Below are 26,605 nucleotides of genomic sequence, written 5' to 3' on the forward strand. Positions count from 1 at the left end.
GCAAGAGCCGCCTCACACTCGGCAATCCGCCCCGCGAACACCGGCGACGAATCCACCAGTTCCGCAGCCATCCCCAACCACTGCGAACCCTGACCCGGGAACACCAAAACGATCCGCCCGGAGGACCGCGCCACCCCCGAAACCACACCGGACCCGGACTCCCCGGCGGCCAACATCGCCAACCCGGACGACAACTCCGCACGCCCCGAGGCCAGTACCACCCCCCGGCGCTCCAACACCGAGCGTGACGCGACCAGCGCCCCGGCCAGGTCGGGCAACGGCAGTTCGGGCTCGTCCCGAACGAATTGCCCCAGCCGGGCCGCCTGGGCTCGAAGCCCCTGCCCGCCACGCCCGGAGACGACGAACGGCAGCAGCGCGTCCGGGTCGCCGCGACCCGCTTCCGCAGCGGACTCCGGGCCCGACGCCGCCGTCGGTGCGCTCCCCGTCCCCGGGTCCGCGTCCGGCTGCGGGGTCGCGCCCGCAGCCTGCTCGATGATCAGGTGGGCGTTCGTACCGCTGATCCCGAACGAGGAGACCGCCGCCCGGCGCGGTCGGTCGACCACGGGCCACTCCCGCGCCCGGGTCAACAACTCCACCGCGCCCGCCGACCAGTCGATGTGCGGCGACGGCTCGTCGGCATGCAGGGTCCGCGGCAGGATGCCCGCGCGGATGGCCATCACCGTCTTGATCACGCCGGCGACACCGGCGGCGGCCTGCGCATGGCCGATGTTGGACTTCAACGAGCCGAGATACAGGGGCTGTTCGTCGCCACGGTCACGGCCGTACGTGGCCAGCAACGCCTGCGCCTCGATCGGGTCGCCGAGCGTGGTACCGGTCCCGTGTGCCTCGACCGCGTCGACGTCGGCGGCCGACAGACCGGCGCTCGTCAGTGCCTGGCGGATCACCCGCTGCTGCGAGGGGCCGTTCGGCGCGGTCAGCCCGTTGCTGGCACCGTCCTGATTCACCGCGGAGCCCCGAACCACGGCAAGGACCCGGTGGCCGTGGCGCTCCGCGTCCGAGAGCCGCTCCACCAGCAGTACACCGACGCCCTCGGACCAGCCCGTGCCGTCCGCGGCGGCGGAGAACGCCTTGCACCGGCCGTCGGGCGACAGACCCCGCTGGCGGCTGAATTCGACGAACATGCCCGGCGTGGACATCACCGTCACGCCGCCGGCCAGCGCCATCGAGCACTCGCCGCCGCGCACGGCCTGCACCGCGAGATGCAGGGCCACCAGGGACGACGAGCACGCCGTGTCCACGGTGACCGCGGGCCCCTCGAAACCGAAGGTGTAGGCGAGGCGTCCGGAGACGACGCTGCCGGTGTTGCCGGTGAGCAGGTAGCCCTCGGAGCCGTTGGCTGCCTCGTCGAGCCGCGCGCCGTAGTCCTGGTTCATCGCGCCGACGAACACACCGGTTCGGCTGCCGCGCAGCTCGGCCGGGTCGATCCCGGCCCGCTCGAACACCTCCCAGGAGGTCTCCAGCAACAACCGCTGTTGCGGATCCATCGCCAACGCCTCACGCGGCGAGATCCCGAAGAACTCGGCGTCGAAGTCGGCGACGCCGTGCAGGAAGCCGCCGTGCCGGGCGTAACTGGTGCCGGCTTTCGCCGAGTCGGGGTCGTAGAGTCCCGCCAGGTCCCAGCCTCGGTCGTCCGGGAACGGCGTGATGGCCTCCCCGCCGGCGGCCACCAGGCGCCACAGATCCTCGGGCGAGGCGATCCCGCCGGGCAGTCGGCAGGCCATGCCGACGATGGCGATCGGGTCGTCGTCGGTCGGTGATCCGGCCGCCTGCTTCGTCCCGCTTCCGGGCGCGGACCCGGCGACGGCGGTCGGGTCGGCCGCCGACTGCCCTCCCGTGGCCTCCGCGATCAGGGCGGTGAGGTGGCGGACGACGGCGACCGGCGTGGGGTGGTCGTAGGCGAGCGTGGTCGGCAGCCGGAGCCCGGTGTCGGTGTTGATGCGATTGCGGAATTCGACGGCGCTCGGCGAGTCCAGGCCCAGTGCCTTGAACGTCTGCTCGGCGTCGGCCGGGCCCAGCGCGCGGCGGCCCAGCACGGTCGCGGCATGGGCGAACGTCAGTTCGCGGATCGCCTGTTCCCGCTCCTCCGGGGGCAATGCCGCCGGCCCGCCGACCGGTGCGGACGGCCGCGACCCGTCGTCGGTGGGCGCGTCGACCGCGGAGCCCAGCCAGTGGCGTTCGCGCTGGAACGCGTAGGTCGGCAGGTCGACCCGGCAGGCCCCGGCGACGAGGGCGGGGTGCCAGTCGACGGCGACCCCGCGGACGTGGGCTTCGCCCAGGGCGGTGCGAAAGCGCTCGGAGCCACCCTGGTTGCGGCGCAACGTGCCGAACGCGGCGGCGTCGGACCCGGTGTCCTCGATCGTCTCCAGGATGCCGGTGGTCAGGACCGGATGGGCGCTGGACTCGATGAAAACGTCGTGGCCCAGGCGCAGGAGCGTGCGCACGGCCTGGTCGAAGCGCACGGTCTTGCGCAGGTTGGTGTACCAGTACCCGGCGTCCAGGGCGGCGGTGTCCAGGAGTTCGCCGGTCACCGACGAGCAGAAGGGGGTGTGCGAGGTACGGGGCCGGATCCCGGCCAGGGCCCGCAGCAGGGTTTTCCGGGTTTTGGTGACCTGGGCGGAGTGCGAGGCGTAATCGACCGGTACGCGCCGTGCCCAGGTGCCCTGTGCCTCGCAGATGGCCAGGAATTCGTCCAGGGCGCCCTGCGCGCCCGAGACGATCACCGACGCCGGACTGTTGATCGCGGCGATCGAGAGTCGTTTCTTGAACGGGGCGATCAGTTCGGTGATCCGGTCGGCCGAGACGCCGACCGAGACCATGCCGCCTCGGCCGGACAGGTCGAGGATGGCCTTGCTGCGCAACGCGACGACGGTCGCGCCGTCCTCCAGCGAGAGCGCGCCGGCGACGCACGCGGCGGCGATCTCGCCCTGGGAGTGCCCGACCACGGCGGCGGGGCGCACCCCGAAGGAGGCCCAGAGTCCGGCGAGCGAGACCATCACCGCCCAGAGCACGGGCTGCACGACGTCGACCCGCTCCAGCCAGTCCTCGGAGTCCGAGCGCAGAGTCGCGGTCAACGACCAGTCGACGTGCGGCGCGAGTGCCGCCTCGCAGTTGGCGATCCGCGCGGCGAAAGCCGGTTCGGAGTCGAGCAGATCCGCGGCCATGCCGAGCCACTGCGAGCCCTGGCCGGGGAAGACCAGCACCGGGCGCGCGGTGGATCGGGCCCGGCCGGCCACCACGCCCGGCGCGGGTTCGCCGGCGGCGAGCGCGGTCAGGCCCTCGACCAGGTCGGCCCGGCCGCCGGCGATCACCACGCCGCGGTGGGCGAGCAACGAGCGTGTCGACACCAGCGAATGGGCGAGGTCGGGCAGGTCGAGTTCCGGCCGGTCGGTGACGAAGCGGGCGAGTTGGGCGGCCTGTGCGCGCAGCGCCGAGTCGGTGTGGCCGCAGACGAGCAGGGGCAGGGGGCCCGCCGCGGGACCGGGGGTCGCGCCGGCCGGGGCCGGAGTCCCCTGCTCGACCACGGTGTCGGCGTCGGTGAGCACGACGTGGCAATTCGTCCCGCCCATGCCGAACGAGCTCACTCCGGCGATCCGCGGCCCGGCCGCGGCCGGCCAGGCGATCGGCTCGGTCTGCACCGTCAGGCGCAGTTCGGCCAACGGGATGTCGGGATTGGGCTCCACGTGGTTCAGCGAGGCCGGGATCTCCCGGTGGGAGACCACCAGGGCGGCCTTGACCAGTCCGATCACCCCGGCCGCGGCCTCCAGGTGGCCGACGTTGGTCTTCACCGAGCCGACCGGAAGGGGCCGGTCGGGCTCGCGCGCGGCGCCGAGCACGGCGCCCAGCGCGGCGGCCTCGATCGGGTCCCCGAGCCGGGTGCCGGTTCCGTGCAACTCGACGTAGCCGACCCGGGCCGGGTCCACGTCCGCCTGCCGGTACGCCCGGCGCAGCACGTCCTGTTGTGCGCTCGCGCTGGGCGCGGTGAGCGTCTGGCCGCCGCCGTCGTTGTTGACGGCGCTGCCGCGCAGCAGGCAGTGGATCCGGTCGCCGTCCGCGAGCGCGCGCCGCAGGGGCTTGAGCACCACCACGGCGCCGCCTTCGCCGCGGACGTAGCCGTTGGCCCGGGCATCGAAGGTGTAGCAGCGTCCGTCCGGTGACAGTGCGCCGAAACGTTCCATGCGTTCGGTGGACTGCGGGGTCAGGATCAGGTTAACCCCGCCGGCCAGGGCCGTCTCGGACTCGCCGGAGCGCAGGCTCTCGCAGGCCATGTGCACGGCGACCAGGGAGGAGGACTGGCCGGTGTCCACGGTCAGGCTGGGGCCGCCCGCGCGCAGGAAGTAGGAGACCCGGTTGGCGATGATGCTGCGGTGCAGGCCGGTGGTGCTGTGCGCGGTCACCGCGTCCGGACCGTCGGCCTGGAGCAGCAGCGAGTAGTCGTCGGAGAAGGCGCCGACGAACACGCCGGTGCGGGTGCCCGCCAGCGTGTCGGCCACGGTGCCGGCGTCCTCCAACGCCTCCCAGCTCAGTTCGAGCATCAGCCGCTGGTGCGGGTCCATGGCGGCGGCCTCGCGCCCGGAGATGCCGAAGAAGGCCGGGTCGAAGCCGTCGACGGAGGCGAGGAAGGATCCCCGACCCGATACGCCGCCGATGCCGGCGCGGTCGGCGGCGGGCGGTGCCACGGTGTCGGCGCCCGCGCGCAGGAGCCGCCACAGGTCCGCCGGGCCGTCCACCCCCGGCAGCCGACACGCCATGCCGACGACGGCGATCGGCTCGTGCCGGTCCGGACCGGAACCCCGGTTCGCGGACGAGTCGTTGCCCAGGCGGTCCCCACGTACCATGTCAAGCCCTTCAGTTCTCAGCCGGTTCGCGGTTGTGGCCCGATGGCCGGGCCGGGACTCACTCGGTGAGCTTGACCGCCCCGGACGGGCAGAGCCTGGCCGCCTCGCGGACGGCCTCGTGGCCTGCGTCGGGCGGCTCCGGCAGCAGCAGCACGACCAGGCCCTCGGTTTCGTCCTGGTCGAAGACCTCCGGTGCCTCCAGCGCGCACATCCCGGCGCCGCAGCACAGGTCGCGGTCCACCTCGATCCGCATCGGACCGCCTACCAGGCGACCGGCATCGAGGCGACGCCGTAGATCAGCATGGTGTCCCGCATCCGGACCTCTTCCGCGGGAACGGCCAGGTGCAGTCCGGGGAATCGCTCGAACAGGGCCTCGAAGCCGATCCGCATCTCGATGCGGGCCAGTTGTTGGCCGATGCACTGGTGGATGCCGTGTCCGAAGGAGAGTTGGCCGCGGCCGCCGCGGGCGAAGTCCAAGCGGTCGGGGTCGGCGTAGTGCTTGGGATCGCGGTTCGCCGCGAACGCGGACAGGGTGACCGTCTCGCCGGCCTTCATCGGACAGCCCTCGAACTCGAAGTCCTCCAGGACGCCGCGGATCGGGCCGTAGTGGTTGACCGTCAGGTAGCGCATCAGTTCCTCGACGGCGCTCTCCATCGTGGTCTCGCCGGCACGCAGCGCGGCGAGCTGATCGGGGTTGGTGAGCAGGGCGTACGTGCCCAGCGAGAGCATGTTGGCGGTGGTCTCGTGCCCTGCGGCCAACAGCAGGAAGCAGACGTTGGTGACCTCCTCGACGGTGAGTTCCTCGTGCGCGGCCAGGCCGCCGAGGATGTCGTCGGAGGGGTCCGGGCCGCGGCGCCGTTCGACCAGGCCGGCCAGGTACTTCTGCATCGCCTCCAGGGCGGCGTAGGCCTGTTCGATCGGGGTGTTGGTGTCCTGGATGACGGTGGAGTTGTGTTGGAAGACCTCGCGGTCCTCGTAGGGCACGCCGAGCAGTTCGCAGATCACCAGCGACGGGACGGCCAGCGCGAAGGCGGGTACCAGGTCGACCGGCGGGCCGGCCTGTTCCATGGCGTCCAGCGCGTCGGCGGCGATCTCCCGTACACGGTCCCCGAGTTGGTTCATCCGCCGGAGCGTGAACAGGCCGGTGAGCAGGCGACGGTAGCGGGTGTGCTCGGGCGGGTCGGTGTAGACGAAGAAGCCGGGCTTGGCGGCGGTGGGCTCCTGCGATTGGATCGGCGAGCGCAGCAGGTCCTTGCGCGAGCTGAAACGCAGGTCGGCCAGGGCCGCCCGGACCTGGTCGTAGCCGGTGATCAGCCAGCCCTCGCTGCCGTCGGGGTACAACAACCGGTCGACCGGGCAGGCCCGTTGCCGTTCGAGCAGTTCCGGCGGCGGGTCCAGGGGCGTGGTGCGCGTGACGGGCAACGGCTTGGCCTGGGCCGGAACCTCGGTCATGTCGTGATCCTTCCTGTCGGCGGTGTATCGCGGTCTCCGGCGGTGCCGGTGCCAGGCGTGGTCCGCGGCACCGGTGACGCCCGGTGCCGCGCCTGTGGTGGTGCGGTCAGCCGAGCACCCTCATGTCGGTATCGCCCCACAACGCACGGAAGTCGCCCACCAGGCCGTCGTCGCGGAAGCGGACGATCCCGATGATCGAGATCTCGATCCGCTTCGGATAACTGCGTGGGCTCAGTTCGATGGTGGCGGGCAGCACGACGGTCTCGCCGTCGTGGGCGGCGACCGGCGTGCCGGGGCGTTCCCGGGCCCGGTCGTCGACGATGGCCCGGGTGATGTGCGCGCGCAGAGCGTCCCGGCCCACCTGCTCGCCGGAGCCGACCGGATCCTCGAATACCACGTCGGGGGCGAACAGTTCGAGGACGCCCTCGACGTCGCCGGCGTTCATCCTGCGGCAGTACTCCAGTGCCAGGGCCTTACGAGTCACCTCGTCGGGCACGCCGACTCCTTCCGGGCGGGTCAACGGCGAAGGCGCGGGCGCGAAGGCCCGCGCCGGACCGGGAAGCCGGTCTCACACAGGACCCAGTGTTCGATCGCCCTTGCGGACGACACCACCCCTGTTTCCGACCCCTGTCCACCCCGGGGGTCGTCCCCGTGGGCCGCCGACCTGCGTGGGAGCAAAACCGGGCCGGCGCGTTCCGGCGGCCGGGCAACGTCGCCCCATCGGTCGAACCTGCCCGCAAAATCGGCGAGTTCGTCGGTGCGCCGAAGTGTTTCGTGTCACTGCAAGGCCCGCGTCAAGGAGTCTCGAACGTCGCCCGAATCCCTGTTAACGTGATCTGACGGTAACCGTCGACATGCGCAGCGCGACCCCTGGCCAGGGAGTCGGCGGCAGATCGCATGGTCGACGTCCGGAACGTCGGTGCTACAGCGTGGTACCCCTCGACGTTTTCGTGTCCCCATCACTGCTGTGAAGGAAGGTACATGGAGACCATCGTGCGCCCTCATCGTCTGCACACCCCGTCCACGAGACTCGCGCCGCCTCCGTCCCCACACCCACGACATCGCCAGGCACCGACCGGCACCGTCCGTGACGAGACCAAGACGTGAACACTCGGGAGCGTTCACATGCGGCGGCCGTACTGGCCGAACTCCTCGACGGCGCACTCGCGGGAGAAAGCGGAATCGCCGTCGTCGGTGCCTCCGTGGCCATGGGCAAGACCACACTGCTGGCCACGTTCACTCATCGGGTGCGGGCCGCGGGCGGCCTGGTCCTACCAGCCGTGGCGTCCGAGTCGGAGGCGGGCATCCCATTGGGGGTGATCGGCCAACTACTCCAGGAGGCTTCGTTGTCGCCCCCGGTCCGCGATCGGGTGGGCCGACTGCTCGCGACCGGCCGGGCGCAGATGACGGCCGCGCCGCACGGGCCGCCGGGCCGACTGTCCGCGGCGGACGCCGAGATCGTGGAGTCCCTGTGCACGGTCCTGCTCGGCCTGGCCGGGCCTCGACCGCTGGCCATCGTGGTGGACGACGTCCACCATGCCGACCCGGCCTCGCTCGCGTGTCTCGCCTATCTGGCGCGCCGCATGCACAACACACCGCTGCTCGCGGTGTTCACCCACCACGACGCGGCGAACGACCGATGCGCGGACTTCGTCGAGCAGTTGCTCCGGCTGCCGCATGCCCGCGGGGTGCATCTGGCGCCGCTCGACGTGGACCGGGTGCGGGCCGCGGCGGTGGCCAGGCTCGGCGCGGACCGGGCGGAGCAGGTCACGGCCCGGGCGCTGTGGCTGAGCGGCGGCAATCCGCTGCTGCTGGACGGGGTCCTGGACGACTTCCGGCTCGGCGGGCACGCGACGTCCCCGGGCTATGCCCGGGCGCTGCTCTCGTGCGTGCATCGCAGCCCGGCGCCCACGGCGGCGGTGGCCCAGGCACTGGCCGTGCTGGGCACCCCGGAACCGATCGCCCGATTACTGGGACTGGCGTCCGGTACGGTGACGCGGTGCCTGACGGTGCTCGACGCCTCGGGCGTTCTGGACGGGGGTCGCTTCCGCCATCCCGCGGCGGCGGCGGCGATGTTGACGGGCCTCGGCCCCGAGGCCACGGCGGCACTGCACCGGGACGCGGCGGAGTTGACGTACGCGGAGGGCGCCACCACCACCGTCGTCGCCGAGCATCTCCTGGCGGGCCGAGGGGTGCGTACACCCTGGGCGGTACCGGTACTCGACGCGGCGGCCTCGTCGGCGCTGTCCGAGGGCCGGGGCACCAGGACGGTCGACTATCTGCGCCTGGCCTGCACGTTGAGCGCCAACGCGGGTGAACTGGCCCGAACCAGGGCGGCGTTGCTCCAGGCGGAGCGGCGGATGGAACCGGGCATTCCGGAACGACAGATCCCCGATCTCCTCCAGGCGGTGCGCACCGGCTGCCTGGGCAGCGGCGAAACCCTGGCGGTGATCCGGGCGCTGTTGTGGACCGGTCGTTTCGAGGCCGCCACCGAGGCGTTGCGGCATCTGACCGACTCGGGTCGGGCCACGACCCCGGAGACGGCGATGGAGTTGCGCGCCGCCCGGATGTGGATGCGCTGCTCGTACACCCCGTTGCTGGGTCTGTTGCCCAGTGCCGGTGAGGACGAGGGCGAGTTGCCCGGCCTGCCCTCGACGACCGAAAGTCGCCGTCGCTACGACGCGGCGACGGTGCTCGACTCGGTGCTGACCAAGGGCTTTTCCGACCGCGCGGTGCCCAAAGCGGAAAGGATTTTGCACGGCACCCGTCTGCACGGCACCGATCTGGACACGATCGAGTGCGCGTTGCTCGCGTTGACCTACGCGGAGCGCCCCGCGCTGGCGCTGCCGCACTGCGACGAACTGATCGTCACCGCGCAGGAACGCGGCGAACCCGGCAGCGAGGCCCGACTGCACGCGCTGCGGGCTGAGATCTGCATCCGCCTGGGTGATTTGCCCGGGGCCGTCACGCACGCGACCAAGTCCTTCGACGTGGTTCCGATCGGCGAGTGGGGAGCGGCGGTCGGCTTGCCGTTGGCCAGCATGCTGATCGCGCTCACCTCGATGGGGCGTCACGACGAGGCCGCGGAACTGCTCTATCTGCCGATCCCGGACCGCATGCTCCAGAGCCGACCGGGCCTGCACTACCTGCATGCGCGCGGCCGGTACAGCATGGCGGTCCGGGACTGGGACGGGGCGCTGTCGGATTTCCGGGGCTGCGGCGAGCTGATGGCCCGCTGGGGCATGGACGTGCCGGGGTTGATCGCGTGGCGCAACGATGCCGGTGAGGCGTGGTTGCGGATGGGCGAGCGCGATCGGGCCCGGACGATCCTGGAGGAGCAGTTGAGCCGCAGCGAGCACGGCGGTTCACCACGCACCCGCGGGGCGACGCTGCGCCTGCTGGCGGCGACCCACGAACCGCACCGGCGGCTGGCGCTGTTGCGGCAGGCCGTCGACGCGTTGCAGGAGAGCGGGGACCGTTACGAGTTGGCCCGCGCGCTGGCCGACCTCACGGACATGTACAACGCCGTGGGCGAGACGCGGCGGGCCCGGGTGATCGGCTCGCAGGCGAAGATCATCGCGGACAAGTGCCAGGCGGAACCGCTGAGCAGGCTGCTGCCCGCGGACCGTGACCGCCCCGACGCCGAGCCCAAGGGTCCGGCCGCGTTGCTCACCGACGCGGAGCAGCGCGTCGCCGACCTGGTGGCGCTGGGCCATACGAACAGTGAGATCGCCAAACTGCTCTACATCACGGTCAGTACGGTGGAGCAACATCTGACGCGCATGTATCGCAAGGTCGGGGTCAACGACCGGGCGCAACTGGCCTCGGCGCTGTTCACCGGTCCGCACACCCAGGCAATCGGGGCCTGACGAGCGGAGCTTGGACGATCGGGGCCGGGAACGACACGGCACAGCGCACCGCGACAGGCGCCCGGCCGGAATTCGGTCGGGCACCTGGGCGGTGTTCCGTGGGTGTTCCCCGGGCGCTCCGGCGACCGTTGCCCGGCGCCGGTGGGCGGATGCGAGTCAGGCGAGCAGATCGCGGCGACGGAAGGCGGTCACCGCCGCGGCGACGCCGACCAGGGCCAGGACGCCCATGACGACCAGCGGCGTGGCCGGGACCGCGTTGCCGGGGAGCTTGGGCACGTGGCTGAAGGGCGAGAGGTCCAGGACGTACTGGCTGACCTTCAACTGGGGGCCGACCAGGGTCAGGAAGGCGAACAGGCCCAGCAGTCCCCATCCGGCGGCGGTCCAGCGGGGAACCGCGGCGAACAACAACACGGCGAGTGCCACGATCAGCAGCACGGCCGGGAGTTGCACGAACACGGCACCGAAGACCCGGCCGAGCGTGGCCGCCACGTCGTGCGCGCCCAGCCCTGCGGACAAACCCATGCCGAATCCCGCGGCGACCAGGATCAGCACCGCACCGAGCACCGCGAACACCAGGTGGCCGAGCAGCCAGCGCGCGCGGCTCGGCGTGCCGGCGAAGACGAGTTCGATCCGGCCGGCGGCCTCCTCCGCCCGGGCCCGGACGATCACGGTGAGCGCGAAGACGGCCGCCATGATCCCGAACACGCCCACCACGGAGGACACATACGCGTCGGCCATGTCCTGTGAGCCGCCCAGATCGGCCATGATCTCGCGCACCCGGTCGCTGTCGGTGAGGACGTCGACGTCGCGGACGAAGGAGCCGAAGACCAGCGCCGCGGTGAGCACGCCGAGCGTCCAGCCGAGCATCGAGACGCGGTGCATGCGCCAGGCGAGGCCGAGGGTGCCGCGGGTGTCGGCGCCTCCGTGCGCGGGTCCGGGCCGGGCGGGCAACACCCCGGAGCCGAAGTCCCGCGCGTTCAACAGTCGCAGCGCCACCACGATCAGTACGGTCGCGGCAACCGCGGGCACCGCCAGCACCCACCACCGGTCGCCCGCGTAGGGCCGCACCTCCTCGGTCCAGCCGATCGGCGAGATCCACAACAGCCACTCGGCGCCGTGGCTCATGTCGCCCACCGCGCGCACCAGGTAGAACGCGCCGAGCAGGGTCAGCGAGACCGCGTTCGCGGTGCGCGAGGACTCGAAGAGCTGGGCGCAGACCGCCGCGATGCCGGTGAAGGCGATGCCGCAGGCCGCGATCGACAGGCCGAGGGCGAACGCACCGGCCGCCGGCAGGCCGACCAGGGGCAGTACGCCGCCGATGACCACGCCGACGGCGAGATTGACCGAGATCACCAGTTGCAGTGCGGCGACCAGTGGCGCCGCCCGGTCCACGACGCCCGCGGCGACCAGTTCCTGACGGCCCGTCTGTTCCTCCGCCCGGGTGTGCCGGACGACGAGGAGAATGGACATCACCGCGGCCAGGACGGCGCCGAGCACCGCCGAGCGCCACGTGGTGATGGCTCCGGGAGAGGTGTCCAGGATCCGGCCGTAGAGCGCGGCGGCGCCGGACGCGGCCCGGATGCCGTCGACGAACTCCTGCCGCGACGCCTGGTCGGGGAAGAGGCCCTTGATGCTGTAGGCGGTCGAGGCCGCGCTGCCGATCAGGGCGTACGCCCACAGGGGCAGGATGATCCGGTCCCGGCGGGAGGCGAGCTTGGACAACTCGCGCAGGCCGGCGAGCCCGCCGCTCACTGCTTGTCCCCGGAGTAGTAGCGCATGAACAGTTCTTCCAGCGTGGGCGGCCGGCTGGTCAACGACTCCAGGCCCGCGTCGGTGAGCAGGCGCAGCGTCTTCTCCAACGCGTCCGGATCGACCTGGAAGCTCACCGAGCGCCCGTCGACCTGTAGTTCGTGCACACCTCCGATGGCGTCCAGGTTGCCCGGCGACCGGAACACCGTCGCGGTGATGGTGGTGCGCGAGAGGTGGCGCAGGTCGTCGAGCGAGCCGGAGTCGACCCGGCGTCCCTCGCGGATGATCGAGACTCGGTCGCAGAGCTCCTCGACCTCGCTGAGGATGTGGCTGGAGAGCAGGACGGTCGCGCCGCGCTCCTTGGCCTCGGCCACGCACGAGCCGAAGACCGCCTCCATCAGCGGGTCCAGGCCGGAGGTCGGCTCGTCGAGGATGAGCAGTTCGGCCTCGGAGGCCAGGGCGGCGACGAGCGCCACCTTCTGTCGGTTGCCCTTGGAGTAGGCCCGGCCCTTCTTCTTGGGGTCCAGTTCGAACCGCTCCACGAGGGCGTCGCGACGGGCCTTGTCCAGGCCGCCGCGCATCGAGCCGAGCAGGTCGATCGTCTCGCCCCCGCTCAGATTGGGCCACAGGCTCACGTCGCCGGGCACGTAGGCCAGTCTTCGGTGCAGCGCCGTGGCCTCCTGCCAGGGGTCGCCGCCGAACAGGGTGACGGTGCCGCCGTCCCGGCGCAGCAGGCCCAGCAGGATGCGGATCACGGTGGACTTGCCCGCGCCGTTGGGGCCGAGCAGTCCGTGCACCTCGCCCTGGGCCACCTGTAAGTCCAGCCCGTCCAGGGCGACTGCCTGCCCGAACCGTTTCTGCAGCCCTGTGGTGCAGATCACGTCGATTGCGTTCACCCCCCGGATGCTACTGTTACTTCACGTGTTTGTGAAGCTTCATAACGTAATGTATATACGCCCGCAGGCTCCCGCCGAGGGCGACCCACCGACGCGGCGGAGGAGCTGATGGGCGTGGCTGACGGCCGGGACGAGGAGGCCGCGCGGCACTTCATCGAACAGATGGCGATGTTGTTCGCCGACTGGGGTTTCCCCAGGATGAGCGCCCGCGTACTGATCACCTTGATGGCCGCCGAGGAGCGCGGGTTGACCGCCGGCGAGCTGGCCGACCGGCTGGCCGCGAGCCCCGCCGCGATTTCGGGCGCGGTCCGCTACCTCGCCCAGGTCGGACTGGTCACCCGCGAGTCGGTCCTGGGTTCGCGCAGCGATCTGTACCTGCTGCCCGACGACGCCTGGTACACCGGCACCGCGACCAAGCAGGCGCTGTTCGCCCAGCTCATCGCCGCCACCGACAAGGGCATCGGACCGCTCGGCGGCCCCGGCACGAAGGCGGGTGCCCGGATGGCGGAGATGCGGGACTTCTTCGCCTTCGCCCAGCAGGAGATGGCGGGCGTGCTGGAGAAGTGGCAGGCCCTGCGCGGCAAGCCGCCGGCGCGGTCGTGACCCGCTCCCGACTTCGGCCCGCACCGCCGTCTCGTCCCTGCCGGTTCGGCACGGGCAGCGGTCGGAAAATCCGATGAGGGGGGCCGGCGGTCCGCTCTAGGATGATCGCCGCAGTGTCGCCGAGCGGACAGAGACGAAACGAACCATGAACACGCCGACGGGCCTTTCGCGTCAGGTCCTGATCTTCGACGCCGACGACACGTTGTGGGAGAACAACGTCCTGTTCGAGCGGGTCATCGAGGACTGGCTCGACTGGCTCGACCACCCCACGCTCGACCGGACCGAGATCCGCGCGATGCTCAACGACATCGAGGCCGCGAACGCGATCACCCACGGCTACGGCAGCAAGATGTTCCTGCGCAGTCTGGGCGAGACGGTGGCGCGGCTGCACGCGCGGCCGGCCACCGAGGCGGAGCTGCGGCACATCGGGCAACTCGCGGTCGCACTGCTGGAGAACCGGATGGAACTGGTTCCCGGCGTGGTCGAGACGCTCACCACGCTCGGCGCGCGCCACGACCTGATGTTGCTCACCAAGGGCGACACCGAGGAGCAACAGCGCAAGATCGACGCGTCCGCGCTGGCGCACCACTTCCGCAGCGTGCACATCGTGCCGGAGAAGGGCGTCGACGCCTACCTCGATCTCACCCGTGCGCACGGGCTGGTGCCGGAGACGACCTGGATGATCGGCAACTCCCCCAAGTCGGACATCCTTCCCGCGCGCGGCGCGGGGCTGGGCGCGGTGTTCATCCCGAACGCGCACACCTGGGTCCTGGAGCAGAGCGAGTTGGACCCGCACGACGATCGGGTGCTCACGCTGACCGCGTTCCCCGAGTTGCTGAAGCACTTCTGATGGCGACGAACCGGCCGGGCGGCCCGTCCGTGTCCTGTGTGTTCATCTGCCACGACGGGGCCGGGCAGGTGTTGTTGGCGCGTCGCTCGGCGGCGGCCCGGGACGAGGCCGGCACCTGGGACACCGGTGCGGGCGCGTTGGAGTGGGGCGAGACGTTCGAGCGTGCGGTGGCCCGCGAGGTGCGCGAGGAGTACTCGACCGAGGCGTTGTCGATCGAGACGATCGGGGTGCGCAACGTGCTGCGCGGGGACCCGGTCGCCTCGCACTGGGTCGCGGTGGTGTTCGCGGTCGAGGTCGAGCCGGGGCGGGTCGCCATCGGCGAGCCGCACAAGTTCGACGCGCTGGAGTGGTTCGCGCCCGACGCCCTGCCGACCCCGCTGCACTCGCAATGCGCGGCCGGCCTGGCCCTGTTCCGGGATCGGCTCGACCGGACTCGATAGCCGGGTCGGCTCGGGCCGGCACCGTCGCGGCGGGCGGTGCGGGCTCAATGGCCCTGGGGCATGCCGCCCGGGTCGGCGTGCGCGGCCAGGTCCTGTTCGATCATCGCGTCCGGACCGGCCGCGATCCGCGCGGCCAACAGGCGTTCGTTGGACGCCTGTTGCTCGGTTCCGTCGTACGGTGTGCGGTGCTCGAAGTGCAGGCAGCTCCAGGATCGATCGAGCTGCCGGCCGCGGCGCAGCCGGGTGTGCGCGGCGACCTTCGCGAGCAGGTCGACGTCCTCGCCGCCCCAGCCCAGATATCGCGGGCAGTACCCGCCCACCCCGTCGAAGGTCCGGCGGTCCACCAGCATCGCGCCCCACTGGTAGGGCGCGCGCCACAACCGGCTGTGGGGTCCGTAGGGCGCCCGCGCCCGCGGCGGCGGCAACGCCCGCGGGGTGGCGCCCTCCGGTGCCCCGGCCCGCGGCGGATCCCAGACCAGCCGCTCGTCCGGGAACCCGCGCAGCACGCCGTCCGGGTCCTCCCGGACGAAGCAGAACGGGTCCTCGCCCACCGGCACCAGGTCCACCGCGGCCCACCCGACGGGCAGTTCGGCGGCGCCGACGAGCCGGTACATCCACGGCTGGGCCAGCGCCCCGCCGGCCGCCAGCTCCAGCGCGCGGGCCACGAAGTCGCGCCCGAGCGGAGCCACATCGGCATCGGTCAGGTACAGCACCGGCGCCCTGGCCCGAGCCGCCGCCACGTTGCGCAGCAACCCGGCGGCCAGGCTCGTCTCGGGGGCCCGGATCACCCGCACCCGGCGACGCGCGTCCAAATCCGGCGGTACGACCGGCACCGCGTCGCCGGCCGTCGCCAGCACCACCTCGCAGCACACGCTCTGCGCCAGCCACGCCGCCGCGACCGAGGCGAACACCCCGCGCGCCTCGTGGTCGCCGTAGAGCGGGACGACGACGCTCACTTCCGGCATTCCCGATCTCCCCTCACCCGATCGCACGGCACCTCCCCGGATCCGACCCGCACGCCGAGCAGGTGCGCGTCGGCGGCGGCTGGATCCGGGTCGGCACCACGCCCGCGGGGGTTCACGTGCGTGGCGTGCCCGGTCACGAGCCACGGCCTGCACCGGGTCACGGCATCGAGGCGCGGGAGGTCCCCGGCTCGACGAGGCGCGAATCTCCAGAGGATCGGGCGGGCCGTGCTCGACCCGACTGCCAGGTGTACCGGGACGGCGACATCACGGTCAAGAGTCCTCCCGTCACACATGGTGCACATCGACGCCCGGAATCGTTGCCTCCGGGCGAATCGGGCGAATCCCCGGGCCCGGCGCGCCGCGCGTCACTCCATCGCGGGCCCGGAGAACAACAGACCCGTCAGCGACCGGAAGGTGCCCGCCGGATCGGCTCCCGCCGGGATGCCACCGGACAGGCACAGGGTGGCGTAGCCGTGCGCGAGCGACCACGCGGCGAGCACCGCCTGGTCCGGATCGCCCCGGCGCTCGGCCGGCACCCCCGCGACGCCGCCGCGCAACGACTCACCGGCCCGGGCCCGCTGCCGCAGCAGTTCCGGGTCGGCGCCGTCGACCGCGTGCGGACGGTTCATCACCTCGAAGTGCGCGGGATGCGCGAGCGCGAAGCGCACGTAGCGCACGCCGAGTTCGCGCAGGGCGTCCGCGTCGCCGGGCACGACCTCGGCGAGCGCGTCGGCGAGCAGGCCGTAGCCCTCGGCGGCGATCGCGGTGAGCAGCCCGGTCTTGTCGCCGAAGTGGTGCGCGGGGGCGGCGTGCGACACGCCCGCGCGGCGGGCCAGATCGCGCAGGCTGATCGCGCCGATGCCGTCCGAGGCCACCACGTCCAGCGCGGCGGCGAGTACGGCGCGGCGCAGATCGCCGTGGTGATAGGGGCGTCCGGTGCTCATGGGTCGATGCTACCCGGGATCTAGGCATTGACAAGTTTGCAGCACGAGAGCAATCTTGTCAGTGACAAGTTGCCCGCCGGGCGAGCCGCTCGGAAGTCGGAAAGAGGACTGCACGACATGAGCACGACGAACGAGACGAACGAAACGAACAAGGCCCTGGACGCCGTGCTGGTCCGCCGGATGTGGCAGACCCTGGAGCCGTTGCACGCGCTGCACTACTACTCGCCGAAGATGTTCGAGGAGTTCGCGGCGCTCGGCTACGCGGTGGACGAACGATGGCCGGCCTACTTCGCGATGCGTGCCGCGGCCCTCGGGACGGCCTCCGCCGAGTTGGTCACCTCGACCTTCTACAGCTTCAGCCCGGCAATGGTCGCCCGGTACGTGCCGAGGGTCTGGTCGATCGCCGACCCCGCCGACGTGCTCGCGGCCCGGCTGCGCGCGGTCGACGCCACGCTGCGCTCGGCGCTCGGCGAGCGGGTGCACGCGCCGGAGATCGCCGAGGCCGCCGCGCTGACCCGGCGGGTGGCCGAGGCCGCCGACACCGTCGGTCGCCCGCTGGCCGCCGCGCATGCCGCACTCCCGTGGGCGGACGAGCCGCACCTGGTGTTGTGGCAGGCGATCACCCGGCTGCGTGAACACCGGGGCGACGGACACATCGCGGCGCTGCTGGCACACCGTCTGGACGGCGTCGAGGCGCTCGTCTCGCACAGCGCCGCCGGTGCCGCTCCGGCCGAGGTGTTCGCAAGCCGACAGTGGAGCGCCGACGAGTGGGACGCGGCGCGCGGGCGCCTGGTCGCCCGGGGGTGGCTGAACGCCGACGGCACGGCCACCGAAGCGGGTCGCAGCGGCCGCGACTCGGTCGAGGCGCTGACCGACGAACTCGCCGCCCGGCCCTGGGAATCGATCGGCGCCGCCGAGGCGGCTCGACTGGCCGACCTGATCCTGCCCGCCGTGCTGGACACGATCGGCACCGGCCTGCTCCCGATGCAGTCCACGCTCGGAATCGGCATGAGCTATCCGCACCAGGGCTGATCGCGGGCCCACGAACGGTCCCGCCGCCGGCCGCCGCGACCGGCGGCGCGGGTGGGATGTGTGGTCAGCGCGGGCCCCTTCGCCCCGGGCCCGGCGTGGATCCGGGCTTGGTCGGCGGCCGGCTGCCCGGCTTGCCGCGGATCGGCCGGCCGACGGGTCGGTCCGCCCGCACCACCGCGGGCCGCGCGGCGTCGGCGGCGGGCTCCGGTACCGCCGGATCGGCCCGTCCGGCTTGCGCCTGTGACACCGCCTGCGCCTGCGCCTCGCGGAGGCCGTGTTCGATCGCGTGCAACGTCGCCCCCAGCCGGGCCGGTTGTGCGGCGGCCGCCGCCCCGTGCGGCAGCTCGGTGCAGCCGACCAGGCGTCCCGAGCCCGCGAACGGGCGCAGTTCCACCTGCCGGGTGCCGCCCGGTTCGAACCGGATCGAGGTACCCGCCGCGATGTTCGGCCGCATCCCGAAGGTCGCCGCCCGGTCGAAGACCAGCGTCGGGTCGACCTCGAAGAAGTGGAAGTGCGACCCGACCCGGATCGCGCGGTCGCCGGTGTTGCGCACCGCCACGATCGAGGTGCGGCGATCCGCCGCCGCCTCGGCCGGGTGATCGCGGTAGAGGTACCGCTGTGGTTGGGCCGTGACCATGGGCTCGGACCTCCTAGGCGACGGGGAACGCGGGCACGGATTCGCGACCGGGCGGGCGGACCGGCGGCCGCGCACGATCCCGCGCGTCCGAGTGGGCGGGCGGCGTTGTGCGCGGGCCGATCCCCGCGAGGCCGTCGTCGCCGTGCACCCGCAGGCGCTCGACCGCCGAGCCGACCCGGGCCGCCAGCACCCCGGCCGCCGCCGGCCTCGACAGCAGCGGGGCCACGCCCGGCACGGCCGGCAACACGAAGGACGCGGCCAGCGCCACGGTCCGGGCCGCGCCCAGTACCCGGCAGCGCTCCAGGGCCCGGCCCAGATCCGGGTCACCGCCGATCAGCGCGACCTCGACGATCCGGTGCGGGCCGTGTTGCCACACCAGGCGCGCGATCCGATACAGCTCGGCGTCCTCGTGCCCGTCCCCCGCCGGCGCCGCCACCAGCAACGCGGCCCGATCCGGCACCCGCGCGGCGGCGGCGCGCAGCCATTGGGTGAGCTGCTCCGTACCGGCGAACGGGCGGCTCAGCAACACCCGGCCCCGCTCCGCCGCCGGCAGCGCGAGCAACGTCCGCGCCGCGGCCCCGGCCAGGCCCGGGTCCCGGCCCAGCGTGACCGGCACCACGCACACCCGCTCCGCGCCCGCCCGCAGCGCCGCGCCCACCGCCCGGTGCAGTTGCCGGCCGCACGCCGCCGAGATCACCTCGGCCCCGAACAGGTCGGGCAACGCGGCGCCGTTCGCGCTCTCGTGCCCGCCGACCACCACCACCGCCACCCGCTCCGACACGACTCAGCCGCCGATCGGGTCGACGCCGGAGCACGGCCCGGTGCCGACCGGCACCGACACCGCGCACTCGTCGATCTCGCCGGGTTCCGCATTCATCGTGGATTCCTTTCTGCGGCGGGTACGACCGAGGGCCCCGTCCCCGGCCCGGGGCGTGCGCGGCCCCGAACGGCCGTACCCGGGCCCGACCGACCCGGGTACGGGCGCGCCGAGTCCCGGGCCGCGAACACACCCGCGCCGCGGACCCGGGACGGACGTGCGGGCCCCGACGGGCCCTCGGTCGACGGTTGTCTCGTCCCGGGTATCCACCGAACCGACCCGCCAACCTCACGCATCGGAGTGAAATACGACTATCCGTTCGCGCTCCTCGGGTCGATCCCGTCCGCGAGTTCGTCGACGGCCAGGTCCCCGGTCGGCAGTTGCGGCAACCGGTACACCGCGCGGCCCACCAGGTGGGTCGCCACCGGAACGGTGGTCAGTTGGAAGAACGCCACCATCACCAGCATCCCGATGTCGATCCCGTGCCGCAGCCGCAACCCCAGGCCGAGCGTGACCAGCAGCAGGCCCAGGACCTGCGGCTTGGCCACGGTGTGCATCCGCGACAACGTGTCCGGGAAGCGCAGCAGTCCCACCCCCGCGACGAACGCGAGCGCGCAGCCCACGAGCAGGCACACCGCGGACGCGCCGTCGGCGAACTCGCCGGCCCGCACGTCAGTCGCCCTCGCGCGCCGAGAAGCGCACGATCGACACCGAACCCAGGAAGCCGACCAGGGCCAAGGCGAGCAGTACCGGGACGGTCGTGGTGTGCCGATTCAAGGTGGCCTCCGCGGCGACCGCGGCCAACATCACCGCGAGCAGCATGTCCACCGCGACCGCCCGGTCCAGCGTCGATGGCCCGCGCACGAGCCGGACCAGGGCGAGCACCGCAGCCGCGCCGAGCAGCACGATCACGGTGCCGCCGATGAGCGGATTCATGAACCACCTCCGGGAGTTCCGGTCGAACGGGCACGTTCGGCGCGGGTGCCGAACGCGGCGAGCACACGGGCCTCCAGGCGCACCACCGCCCGCCGCGCCGCTTCGACCGAGGCAGGCGTGTCGGCGCCCAGCGCGTGGATGAACAACACGGTGGGCCGACCCCGGCGAATCTCGATCACGATGCTGCCGGGCATCACGTTCAACGCCAGCACGGTCAGGGTGAGCAACAGGTCCGAACGCGAGGCCAATTCGACCCCCACCACCGAGTTGCGCGGCAACCGCCCCGGCCACAGCGCCTGCCAGGCGACCCGCAGCGAGGACAGCACCAGGTCGAGCACGAACAGCACCACGAACCGGACCAGTCCCCACGGCCGGAAGGCCAACCCGTCGTGCGCCGGCGGCAACGGCAGCAGCACCGACGACAACACCGCGATCACGAGCCCGGTGAGCAGGTTGGCGACGGTCAGGGTGCCCCACAGCGCGACCCACACCGCGATCAACCACCCGACCAGCAGCGGCGAGATCCGTCGGGTCCGAGGCCGGCTCCGGAACCGGCGCACGGTCACCGACCCGACCCTCGGGCGAACCCGCCGGGCAGCGGCACGGCGTCGATATAGACGACCCGATCCACCAGTTCGCTGCCCGTGCGCTCGGTCAGCGCGACGAGCGGCCCGGCCAGCACGGTGAACGCCACGCCCAACGTGACCAGCGCGCAGGTCGCCAGCGTCATCGCGCGCGGCAGCACACTGCTGGTGGCCGCGACGTCGCGTCCGCTCAGACTCGCGCCGAAGGAGTACGCGGTCGCCCCCGAGGTGTCCGGCGAACTGCCGAACACCTGCCCCCACACCCGGGCCATCGCGTACAACGTCAACAAACTGGTGGCCACCGCCGCGCCGATCAACAGGTACGACGCCACCGAACCGATCTCCGCACCCGCCCGCAACAACAACCACTTGCCCAGGAAGCCGGACAGCGGCGGGATCCCGCCCAGGTTCATCGCGGGTACGAAGAACAACACCGCGAGCGCCGGCGACATCCGCGCCAGCCCGCCCAGTCGACCCAGGTCGGTACTGCCACCGCGCCGCTCGATCAGCCCGGTGACCAGGAACAGCGAGGTCTGCACGGTGATGTGGTGGACCGCGTAGAACACCGTGCCGGCCAGGCCCGCCGCGCTCGCCAGCGCGATCCCGAAGACCATGTACCCGATGTGGCTGACCAGTGTGAAGGACAACAGCCGGTTCAGGTCGCTCTGCACGATCGCGCCCAGGATGCCGACGATCATCGTCGCCGCGGCCACCACGAGCAGCAGTTCGCGCAATCGCCCGTCCGGGAACAACAACGTCTGCACCCGGATGATCGCGTACACCCCGACCTTGGTGAGCAGTCCGGCGAACACTGCGGTCACCGGCGCGGGCGCGGTCGGGTACGAGTCGGGCAACCACGCGGACAGCGGGAACACCGCCGCCTTGACCCCGAATCCGATCAACAACATCGACTCCAGAACCAGTTGCACGCCGGGGTCGACCTCGGGCAGCCGCACCGCGAGCTGGGCCAGGTTGACCGTGCCGGTCGCCGCGTACACCATCGCGATCGCGGACAGGAACACCACCGAGGACAGCAGGCCGACCACCACGTAGCCGGCGCCCGCGCGCACCCGGGCGGCGGTGCCGCCGACGGTCAGCAGCACGTAGCTGGCCGCGAGCAACACCTCGAAGCCCACGTAGAGGTTGAACAGGTCGCCCGCCAGGAACGCGTTCGCCACGCCCGCGACCAGGATCAGATAGGTGGGGTGGAACACCGACAGCGGCGTGGCCTCGTCCTCGTCCGCGCGGCCCTGGCCGATCGAATAGACCAGCACGCCGAGGGTGACCGCGCAGGAGACCACCAGCATCAGCGCGGACAACCGGTCCGCCACCAGCACGATCCCGGTCGGCGCGGGCCACCCGGCCATCCGGGCCACCACCGGGCCGTCCCGATCGGCCGCCACCAGCAGGGCGATCGCCACGCCGAGCACGGCGGTCAGCACCCCGACGCTGATCAGCCGCCGGCCGCGCGGCAGTCGGCCGCCGATGGCCGGCATGAGGCCGGCGCCGAACAGCGGCAGCAGGACCGGGAGCGGCACCAGGTGGTTCATCGCGCGGGCCGGTCCCGACCCCGCTCGGGACCGGCGGGTTCTCCGGCACCGCGCGGGAACTCGGTGTCGGGCACCGCGTCCACCACACTGTCCGCGCGGGCCACGGCCGCCCGTTCGGCCCGCGCCTGCCGATTCAACTCGCGCCGCGCCCGCCGGAACCTGGCCCGCAACTCGGCCTGTTGGATCCGGTGTTCGGACTTGATCCCGCGCAGTCGCCGGCGCAGTTCCGCGCGTCGTTCGCGGGCGATCCGCTGCGCCTCCGGTCGACCGCCGTGCCCGTTCCGGTCCACCCCGAGTCGTCGGCACTCGGCGTCGTAGTTGGCCCGGGCCTCGATCCCCAGGCGCCGCACCACCGCCCGGCGATCCGCGGTCTGCCGGCGCAACTCCCGTCGCAGTCGCCGATGTTCGCTGCGCAGGTCACCCCGCTCGGCGCGGCGGGCCACCCGCAGGTCCTCGGTGTCGTCCTGGATCTCGTCGGATCCGGTCAGTTCCCAGTGTCGATGCACCATCGACAACACGAACGCGGTCACCGCGAGCGTGATCACGATCGCGGTCAACACCATCGCCTGGGGCAGCGGGTCGTTCATCGCGAACGGCAGCGTCACCCCCAGCACCGGCGCGCCGCCCGCGCGACCGCCGCCGGCGAGCACGATCAGGTTGGCGCCGTTGCCGATCAGCACCACGCCGAGCAACACCCGGGTCAGACTGCGTTCGAGCACCAGGTAGACCCCGGCGCCCACAAGCACGGCGGCGGTCAGTACCAGGATCATGGTCGGGCTCTTCATACGATCACCGTTCGTTCGGCGTCCCGGTCCCGGGTCTGTTCGATGCGTCGGTCCAACTCCGCGCCGAGCGCGCTCAGTACGTCCTGCACGAGGCCGACCACGAGCAGGTAGACGCCGATGTCGAAGAACACGGACGTCGCGATGTGCACGTCGCCGAAGGGCGGCAGCGTGGCGTCCAGCACCGTGCTGCGCAGCACCGAGCCGCCCGCGATCAGGCCGACCAGACCGACGCCCGCGCCGATCACCAGGCCGGTGCCGAGCAGCCGGCCGGGGGGCAGCGGCGCGGCCTCGGCCAGTTCGTACCGCCCGCCCGCGAGATAGCGCACCAGCAGGGCGAGTCCGGCGGTGATGCCGCCCGCGAACCCGCCGCCCGGCGTGGAGTGTCCGCTGAACAGGAAGTACAGGGACAACACCAGGACGGTCGGGAACGCGACGCGCGCGACCACTTCGAAGAGCACCGTGCGCCGCTCGGGGGCGAGCGTGTCGGCGGCGGCCAGCCAGGGCACCCGCGCCGGCGGCGGGGTGGGGGCGGGCGCGGGTACTGCGGGGCGGTGGGCACTGCTTCCGGCGGTGCTCCCGGGGCCGCTTCCGCCGGGCTCGGCCGGTTCCGGGGCGCGGTCGCCGAGTCGGGGCAGGCCGCGGTCGCGGCGGACGAAGATCAGACTGGTCACGCCGATCGCGGCGACCGCCAGCACGGAGATCTCGCCCATCGTGTCCCAGGCGCGGATGTCCACCAGCAGCACGCTGACGATCTCCTTGCCGCCCGCCTCCTTCGCGGCGGCGGCGAACACCCGGGACACCGGCGGCCGGGTCCGGGCGGCGAACGCGGAGACGGCGACGCCCGCGAGCACCGCGCCGGTGAGTACGCCCAGGGCGATGTGCACGGCCCTGCGGCCGGGCCGGGTGGTTCGGGCGAACCGGCGCGGGAGTCGGCGCAGCACGAGCAGGAACACCACCACGCTGACCGTCTCGACCAGGCCCTGGGTCAGGGCGAGGTCGGGAGCGCCCTGGAGCACGAACAACGTCGCGCAGCCGTAGCCGGTGACGCCGACCAGGAGCACCGCGGGCAGCCTGTCCCGGGTGCCGGCGGCGATCAGCGCGGTGCCCATGACGAGCAGGCCGACCACGATCTGCGCGGCCGAGTCCGACCAGCGCGGCGAATGCGGGAACGGCAGCGGGAGGTTGCCCAGCGCGGTCGCGGTGGTGATCGCGATCAGGCTGAGCAGGATCACCCCGAGGTAGACCGGCATCGAGCCGCGTTGGGTGGTACCGGTCAGTTGCAGCGCACCCCGGTCCACACCGTGCACGAGCGCGTCGTACAGGCGCGAGGGTTCGATCCGGGCGGTGGCCGATTGCAGGCGCAGCACCGGTTCGCGGGCCAGAAACAGCCCGATGCCCACGCAGATCGCGACGGCGGACAGGGTCAGCGCGGTACCCGGGCCGTGCCACAGGGCCAGGTGGTAGTCGGATCCGGTGGACGGGAACAGGTCGGCGTACGAGGAGATCCAGTGGTCCAGCGACTGCGCGGCGAATCCCAGGGCCGGGCAACCGACGCCGAGCAGGGCGGCCGGGCCGAGCAGCAGTCCGCCCGGCGGTTCGCATCGGGTGTCGGCCACGTCGGGTTTGCGGGCGAAGGCGCCCCAGACGAAGCGCAGGCTGTAGGCGGCGGTCAGCGCGGACCCGGCGACCAGCACGCCGAGCACGATGGTGTCGGTGCGCCCCCGGTGCAGGAACGCCTGGTAGACCGCTTCCTTGGCGACGAATCCGACCATCGGCGGCAGTCCGGCCATGGACAGCGCGGCCACCACCGCGACCAGGCAGGTGATCGGCATGGTCCGGGCCAGGCCGGAGAGTCGGCGCAGGTCCCGGGTGCCTGCCGCGTGGTCGATGACGCCGACCACCAGGAACAGCGTGGCCTTGAACAGGGCGTGGGCGACCAGCATCGCGATCCCGGCGAGCGCCGCGTCCCGGTTGCCCGCGCCGGTGACCACGATCAGCAGGCCGAGTTGGCTGACCGTGCCGTAGGCGAGCACCCGCTTGAGGTCGTCCTCGCGCAACGCCCGCCAACCGGCCAGGAGCAGCGTCGCGCAGCCGGTGATCAGCACGATCGGTCGCCACGGCGCGAGTTCGGCGAATCCGGGGGCCAGCCGGGCGACCAGGTACACGCCGGCCTTGACCATCGCGGCGGCGTGCAGGTAGGCACTGACCGGGGTGGGCGCCGCCATCGCCGCGGGCAGCCAGGAACCGAACGGCACGATCGCCGACTTGGACAGCGCGCCGACCAGGATCAGCACGATCGCGGTGGTGACCACGGTGCCGCCGGGCGGGGCGGCGAGGATCTCGGAGAGCCGGTAGGTGCCCGCCTTCTCGCCGAGCAGGATCAGGCCGACCAGCATCGCCAGGCCGCCGAACGTGGTCATGGTCAGCGCCTGCATCGCGGCCCGGCGCGAGCCGCGGTGTTCGCTGCGATGGCCGATCAGCAGGTAGGAGAAGACCGTGGTCAGCTCCCAGAACACGTACAGCAGGATCAGGTCGTCGGTGGTGACCAGGCCGATCATCGCCCCGGCGAAGGCGACCAGGACGCCGGCGAACGCGCCGAGCCCGGGCTCGTCGGTCGCGAAGTAGCGCGCGCAGTAGACCAGGACCAGAACTCCCACGCCGGCCGCGAGGAAGACCATCAGCAGCGCGAGCGCGTCGCAACGAAACGCCAGGAAGACGCCGAGTTCGGGAATCCACTCGCGCGATTCGAACTCGGGCCGGCCGTCGAACACCGAGCCGGCCCGGGCGAACGCCCACCCCGTGGTCGCCGCCGGCAGCGCGGCGAGCACGAGGAAGGCGTTTCGCCCGAGGCGGCGGACCAGCCACGGGGCGATGGCCGCGACCACGAAGTACGAGGCCACCGAGAAGATCATGACGTCAAGGTATGCGGCAATACACCCAAATCACCTTAACCAGACAAATGTCTCGCGTTTTCCACCCGCTCCGCCGAGCGCCGACCACATCCTTCGGACCATCGGGCCGCCCGGCTCGGGGCGGCATCGTCAATCCAGAACCGAGCGGACCGCCTCCGGCGTACGGGCCACCACGGCACTGCCGTCGTCGGCGGTGATGATCGGCCGCTGGATCAAAATCGGGTGCTCCGCCAACGCCGCGATCCAGCGCCCCCGTTCACCCGCCTCCCGCGCCCACTCCCGGAGCCCCAACTCCCCCGCAACCGCCTCCCCGGTCCGCACGATGTCCCACGGCTCCAGCCCCAACCGATCCAACACCGCCTCCAACTCGACCACCGTCGGCGGCTCCTCCAAATAGCGCCGCACGGTGTACTCGGCCCCCTCGGCATCCAACATCGACACCGCCGACCGACACTTCGAACAACCAGGATTGATCCAAATCTCCATAACCCCCGACCGTACCCCCCACCCACCACCACCCAACCCAACCCACAACCCCACCCCACACACCCCCACCCCAACCAACCACCGACCCGCCCAACGCACGAACCCAACCCAACCCAACCCAACCAACCACCAGCCTGGCCGGCGCTTGAGGCGAACCAGCCCGGCCGGCGCTTGAGGCCACCCAGCCCCGCCGGCGCCCGAGGCCACCTCAGTCCCGCAACCCCATCGTGTCCGCAGGTCCC

The 26,605-nt window shown here is 72.3% G+C and carries 22 protein-coding genes; 5 read left to right on the forward strand and 17 right to left on the reverse strand.

The genetic code is table 11. The annotated features are described in order from the left end of the window. The 4 genes from ACFXMF_RS34025 to ACFXMF_RS34040 form a co-directional block, all read right to left on the reverse strand. On the reverse strand, positions 1-4,856 hold a 4,856-nt coding region (locus ACFXMF_RS34025), incomplete at its 3' end, for a beta-ketoacyl synthase N-terminal-like domain-containing protein (RefSeq protein ID WP_380020951.1). Positions 4,857-4,914: 58 nt separating this feature from the next. Further along, positions 4,915-5,109: a ferredoxin gene (locus ACFXMF_RS34030; RefSeq protein WP_360320466.1), complete on the reverse strand. Its 195-nt coding sequence runs from the start codon at positions 5,107-5,109 to the stop codon at positions 4,915-4,917. Between the two features lie 8 nt (positions 5,110-5,117). After that, complete coding sequence (locus tag ACFXMF_RS34035) at positions 5,118-6,308, reverse strand: cytochrome P450 (protein ID WP_360320463.1); 1,191 nt, start codon at positions 6,306-6,308, stop codon at positions 5,118-5,120. Between the two features lie 106 nt (positions 6,309-6,414). Then, the gene (locus ACFXMF_RS34040) at positions 6,415-6,804 is read right to left on the reverse strand and encodes a nuclear transport factor 2 family protein (protein WP_360320460.1); all 390 of its coding nucleotides are present in this window, start codon (positions 6,802-6,804) and stop codon (positions 6,415-6,417) included. A 607-nt stretch (positions 6,805-7,411) separates the two neighbouring features. On the opposite strand from ACFXMF_RS34040, the gene ACFXMF_RS34045 reads away from it, so the two are divergent. After that, positions 7,412-10,177, forward strand: coding sequence for an AAA family ATPase (locus tag ACFXMF_RS34045; protein ID WP_360320457.1), 2,766 nt, complete (start codon positions 7,412-7,414; stop codon positions 10,175-10,177). A 156-nt stretch (positions 10,178-10,333) separates the two neighbouring features. Here ACFXMF_RS34045 and ACFXMF_RS34050 read toward each other — a convergent pair whose 3' ends face one another. Both ACFXMF_RS34050 and ACFXMF_RS34055 read right to left on the reverse strand, forming a co-directional pair. Further along, on the reverse strand, positions 10,334-11,929 hold the full coding sequence (locus ACFXMF_RS34050) for an ABC transporter permease (protein ID WP_379988023.1): 1,596 nt from the start codon (positions 11,927-11,929) through the stop codon (positions 10,334-10,336). Continuing rightward, positions 11,926-12,822, reverse strand: coding sequence for an ABC transporter ATP-binding protein (locus tag ACFXMF_RS34055; protein ID WP_360320451.1), 897 nt, complete (start codon positions 12,820-12,822; stop codon positions 11,926-11,928). Before ACFXMF_RS34055 ends, ACFXMF_RS34050 begins: the two co-directional genes overlap by 4 nt. A 114-nt stretch (positions 12,823-12,936) precedes the next feature. Here ACFXMF_RS34055 and ACFXMF_RS34060 point away from each other — a divergent pair, with 114 nt between their 5' ends. The 3 genes from ACFXMF_RS34060 to ACFXMF_RS34070 all read left to right on the forward strand — a co-directional run bounded on the left by ACFXMF_RS34060 (position 12,937) and on the right by ACFXMF_RS34070 (position 14,715). Beyond that, positions 12,937-13,425, forward strand: a complete 489-nt coding sequence (locus ACFXMF_RS34060; protein WP_360320448.1) for a MarR family transcriptional regulator — start codon at positions 12,937-12,939, stop codon at positions 13,423-13,425. 145 nt (positions 13,426-13,570) lie between these two features. Continuing rightward, positions 13,571-14,275: an HAD family hydrolase gene (locus ACFXMF_RS34065; protein WP_360320445.1), complete on the forward strand. Its 705-nt coding sequence runs from the start codon at positions 13,571-13,573 to the stop codon at positions 14,273-14,275. Next, positions 14,275-14,715 (forward strand): NUDIX domain-containing protein, encoded by a 441-nt coding sequence (locus tag ACFXMF_RS34070; RefSeq protein WP_379988024.1) that lies wholly within the window; start codon positions 14,275-14,277, stop codon positions 14,713-14,715. Before ACFXMF_RS34065 ends, ACFXMF_RS34070 begins: the two co-directional genes overlap by 1 nt. Positions 14,716-14,759: 44 nt before the next feature. Here ACFXMF_RS34070 and ACFXMF_RS34075 read toward each other — a convergent pair whose 3' ends face one another. Next, positions 14,760-15,680: a galactosyltransferase-related protein gene (locus ACFXMF_RS34075; protein ID WP_360320439.1), complete on the reverse strand. Its 921-nt coding sequence runs from the start codon at positions 15,678-15,680 to the stop codon at positions 14,760-14,762. Between the two features lie 365 nt (positions 15,681-16,045). Beyond that, complete coding sequence (locus ACFXMF_RS34080) at positions 16,046-16,624, reverse strand: TetR/AcrR family transcriptional regulator (protein ID WP_379988025.1); 579 nt, start codon at positions 16,622-16,624, stop codon at positions 16,046-16,048. Positions 16,625-16,741: 117 nt separating this feature from the next. Between ACFXMF_RS34080 and ACFXMF_RS34085 the strand changes: the two genes are divergently transcribed. Continuing rightward, positions 16,742-17,656, forward strand: coding sequence for a hypothetical protein (locus ACFXMF_RS34085; protein WP_379988026.1), 915 nt, complete (start codon positions 16,742-16,744; stop codon positions 17,654-17,656). A gap of 64 nt (positions 17,657-17,720) precedes the next feature. Here the strand turns inward: ACFXMF_RS34085 and ureB are convergent, their stop codons facing one another. The 9 genes from ureB to ACFXMF_RS34130 form a co-directional block, all read right to left on the reverse strand. Then, positions 17,721-18,293 carry an urease subunit beta gene (gene ureB, locus ACFXMF_RS34090; protein WP_379988027.1) on the reverse strand — a complete coding sequence of 191 codons (573 nt, stop codon included), beginning with the start codon at positions 18,291-18,293 and terminating at the stop codon, positions 17,721-17,723. A 13-nt stretch (positions 18,294-18,306) separates the two neighbouring features. Continuing rightward, positions 18,307-19,074: a cobalamin biosynthesis protein CbiX gene (locus ACFXMF_RS34095; RefSeq protein ID WP_360320427.1), complete on the reverse strand. Its 768-nt coding sequence runs from the start codon at positions 19,072-19,074 to the stop codon at positions 18,307-18,309. Between the two features lie 347 nt (positions 19,075-19,421). Further along, the gene (gene mnhG / locus ACFXMF_RS34100) at positions 19,422-19,781 is read right to left on the reverse strand and encodes a monovalent cation/H(+) antiporter subunit G (RefSeq protein WP_360320424.1); all 360 of its coding nucleotides are present in this window, start codon (positions 19,779-19,781) and stop codon (positions 19,422-19,424) included. Position 19,782: 1 nt separating this feature from the next. After that, positions 19,783-20,046 (reverse strand): monovalent cation/H+ antiporter complex subunit F, encoded by a 264-nt coding sequence (locus ACFXMF_RS34105; protein ID WP_379988028.1) that lies wholly within the window; start codon positions 20,044-20,046, stop codon positions 19,783-19,785. After that, positions 20,043-20,612: a Na+/H+ antiporter subunit E gene (locus ACFXMF_RS34110; RefSeq protein ID WP_360320418.1), complete on the reverse strand. Its 570-nt coding sequence runs from the start codon at positions 20,610-20,612 to the stop codon at positions 20,043-20,045. The genes ACFXMF_RS34105 and ACFXMF_RS34110 overlap by 4 nt, the downstream gene beginning before the upstream one ends. Then, the gene (locus tag ACFXMF_RS34115) at positions 20,609-22,180 is read right to left on the reverse strand and encodes a Na+/H+ antiporter subunit D (protein ID WP_379988029.1); all 1,572 of its coding nucleotides are present in this window, start codon (positions 22,178-22,180) and stop codon (positions 20,609-20,611) included. The genes ACFXMF_RS34110 and ACFXMF_RS34115 overlap by 4 nt, the downstream gene beginning before the upstream one ends. Beyond that, positions 22,177-22,965, reverse strand: coding sequence for a Na(+)/H(+) antiporter subunit C (locus ACFXMF_RS34120; RefSeq protein ID WP_360320412.1), 789 nt, complete (start codon positions 22,963-22,965; stop codon positions 22,177-22,179). Before ACFXMF_RS34120 ends, ACFXMF_RS34115 begins: the two co-directional genes overlap by 4 nt. Next, entirely contained in the window at positions 22,962-25,877 is a 2,916-nt protein-coding gene (locus tag ACFXMF_RS34125) for a Na+/H+ antiporter subunit A (protein WP_379988030.1), read from the reverse strand. Before ACFXMF_RS34125 ends, ACFXMF_RS34120 begins: the two co-directional genes overlap by 4 nt. A gap of 129 nt (positions 25,878-26,006) precedes the next feature. Further along, complete coding sequence (locus ACFXMF_RS34130) at positions 26,007-26,363, reverse strand: arsenate reductase family protein (protein ID WP_379988031.1); 357 nt, start codon at positions 26,361-26,363, stop codon at positions 26,007-26,009. Positions 26,364-26,605 lie beyond the last annotated feature (242 nt).

Origin of the sequence: Embleya sp. NPDC059213 (assembly GCF_042754445.1) — a bacterium.
Taxonomy (GTDB): domain Bacteria; phylum Actinomycetota; class Actinomycetes; order Streptomycetales; family Streptomycetaceae; genus Embleya.

Excerpts from the sequence above, each read along its gene's own strand:
- ACFXMF_RS34075 (WP_360320439.1), bottom strand. The coding sequence starts at position 15,680 with ATGCCGGAAGTGAGCGTCGTCGTCCCGCTCTACGGCGACCACGAGGCG.
- ureB (WP_379988027.1), bottom strand. The coding sequence starts at position 18,293 with ATGGTCACGGCCCAACCACAGCGGTACCTCTACCGCGATCACCCGGCC.
- ACFXMF_RS34035 (WP_360320463.1), bottom strand. The coding sequence starts at position 6,308 with ATGACCGAGGTTCCGGCCCAGGCCAAGCCGTTGCCCGTCACGCGCACC.
- ACFXMF_RS34065 (WP_360320445.1), top strand. The coding sequence starts at position 13,571 with ATGAACACGCCGACGGGCCTTTCGCGTCAGGTCCTGATCTTCGACGCC.
- ACFXMF_RS34105 (WP_379988028.1), bottom strand. The coding sequence starts at position 20,046 with ATGAATCCGCTCATCGGCGGCACCGTGATCGTGCTGCTCGGCGCGGCT.
- ACFXMF_RS34125 (WP_379988030.1), bottom strand. The coding sequence starts at position 25,877 with ATGATCTTCTCGGTGGCCTCGTACTTCGTGGTCGCGGCCATCGCCCCG.
- ACFXMF_RS34130 (WP_379988031.1), bottom strand. The coding sequence starts at position 26,363 with ATGGAGATTTGGATCAATCCTGGTTGTTCGAAGTGTCGGTCGGCGGTG.
- ACFXMF_RS34085 (WP_379988026.1), top strand. The coding sequence starts at position 16,742 with ATGAGCACGACGAACGAGACGAACGAAACGAACAAGGCCCTGGACGCC.
- ACFXMF_RS34120 (WP_360320412.1), bottom strand. The coding sequence starts at position 22,965 with ATGAAGAGCCCGACCATGATCCTGGTACTGACCGCCGCCGTGCTTGTG.
- ACFXMF_RS34070 (WP_379988024.1), top strand. The coding sequence starts at position 14,275 with ATGGCGACGAACCGGCCGGGCGGCCCGTCCGTGTCCTGTGTGTTCATC.
- ACFXMF_RS34080 (WP_379988025.1), bottom strand. The coding sequence starts at position 16,624 with ATGAGCACCGGACGCCCCTATCACCACGGCGATCTGCGCCGCGCCGTA.
- ACFXMF_RS34030 (WP_360320466.1), bottom strand. The coding sequence starts at position 5,109 with ATGCGGATCGAGGTGGACCGCGACCTGTGCTGCGGCGCCGGGATGTGC.
- ACFXMF_RS34115 (WP_379988029.1), bottom strand. The coding sequence starts at position 22,180 with ATGAACCACCTGGTGCCGCTCCCGGTCCTGCTGCCGCTGTTCGGCGCC.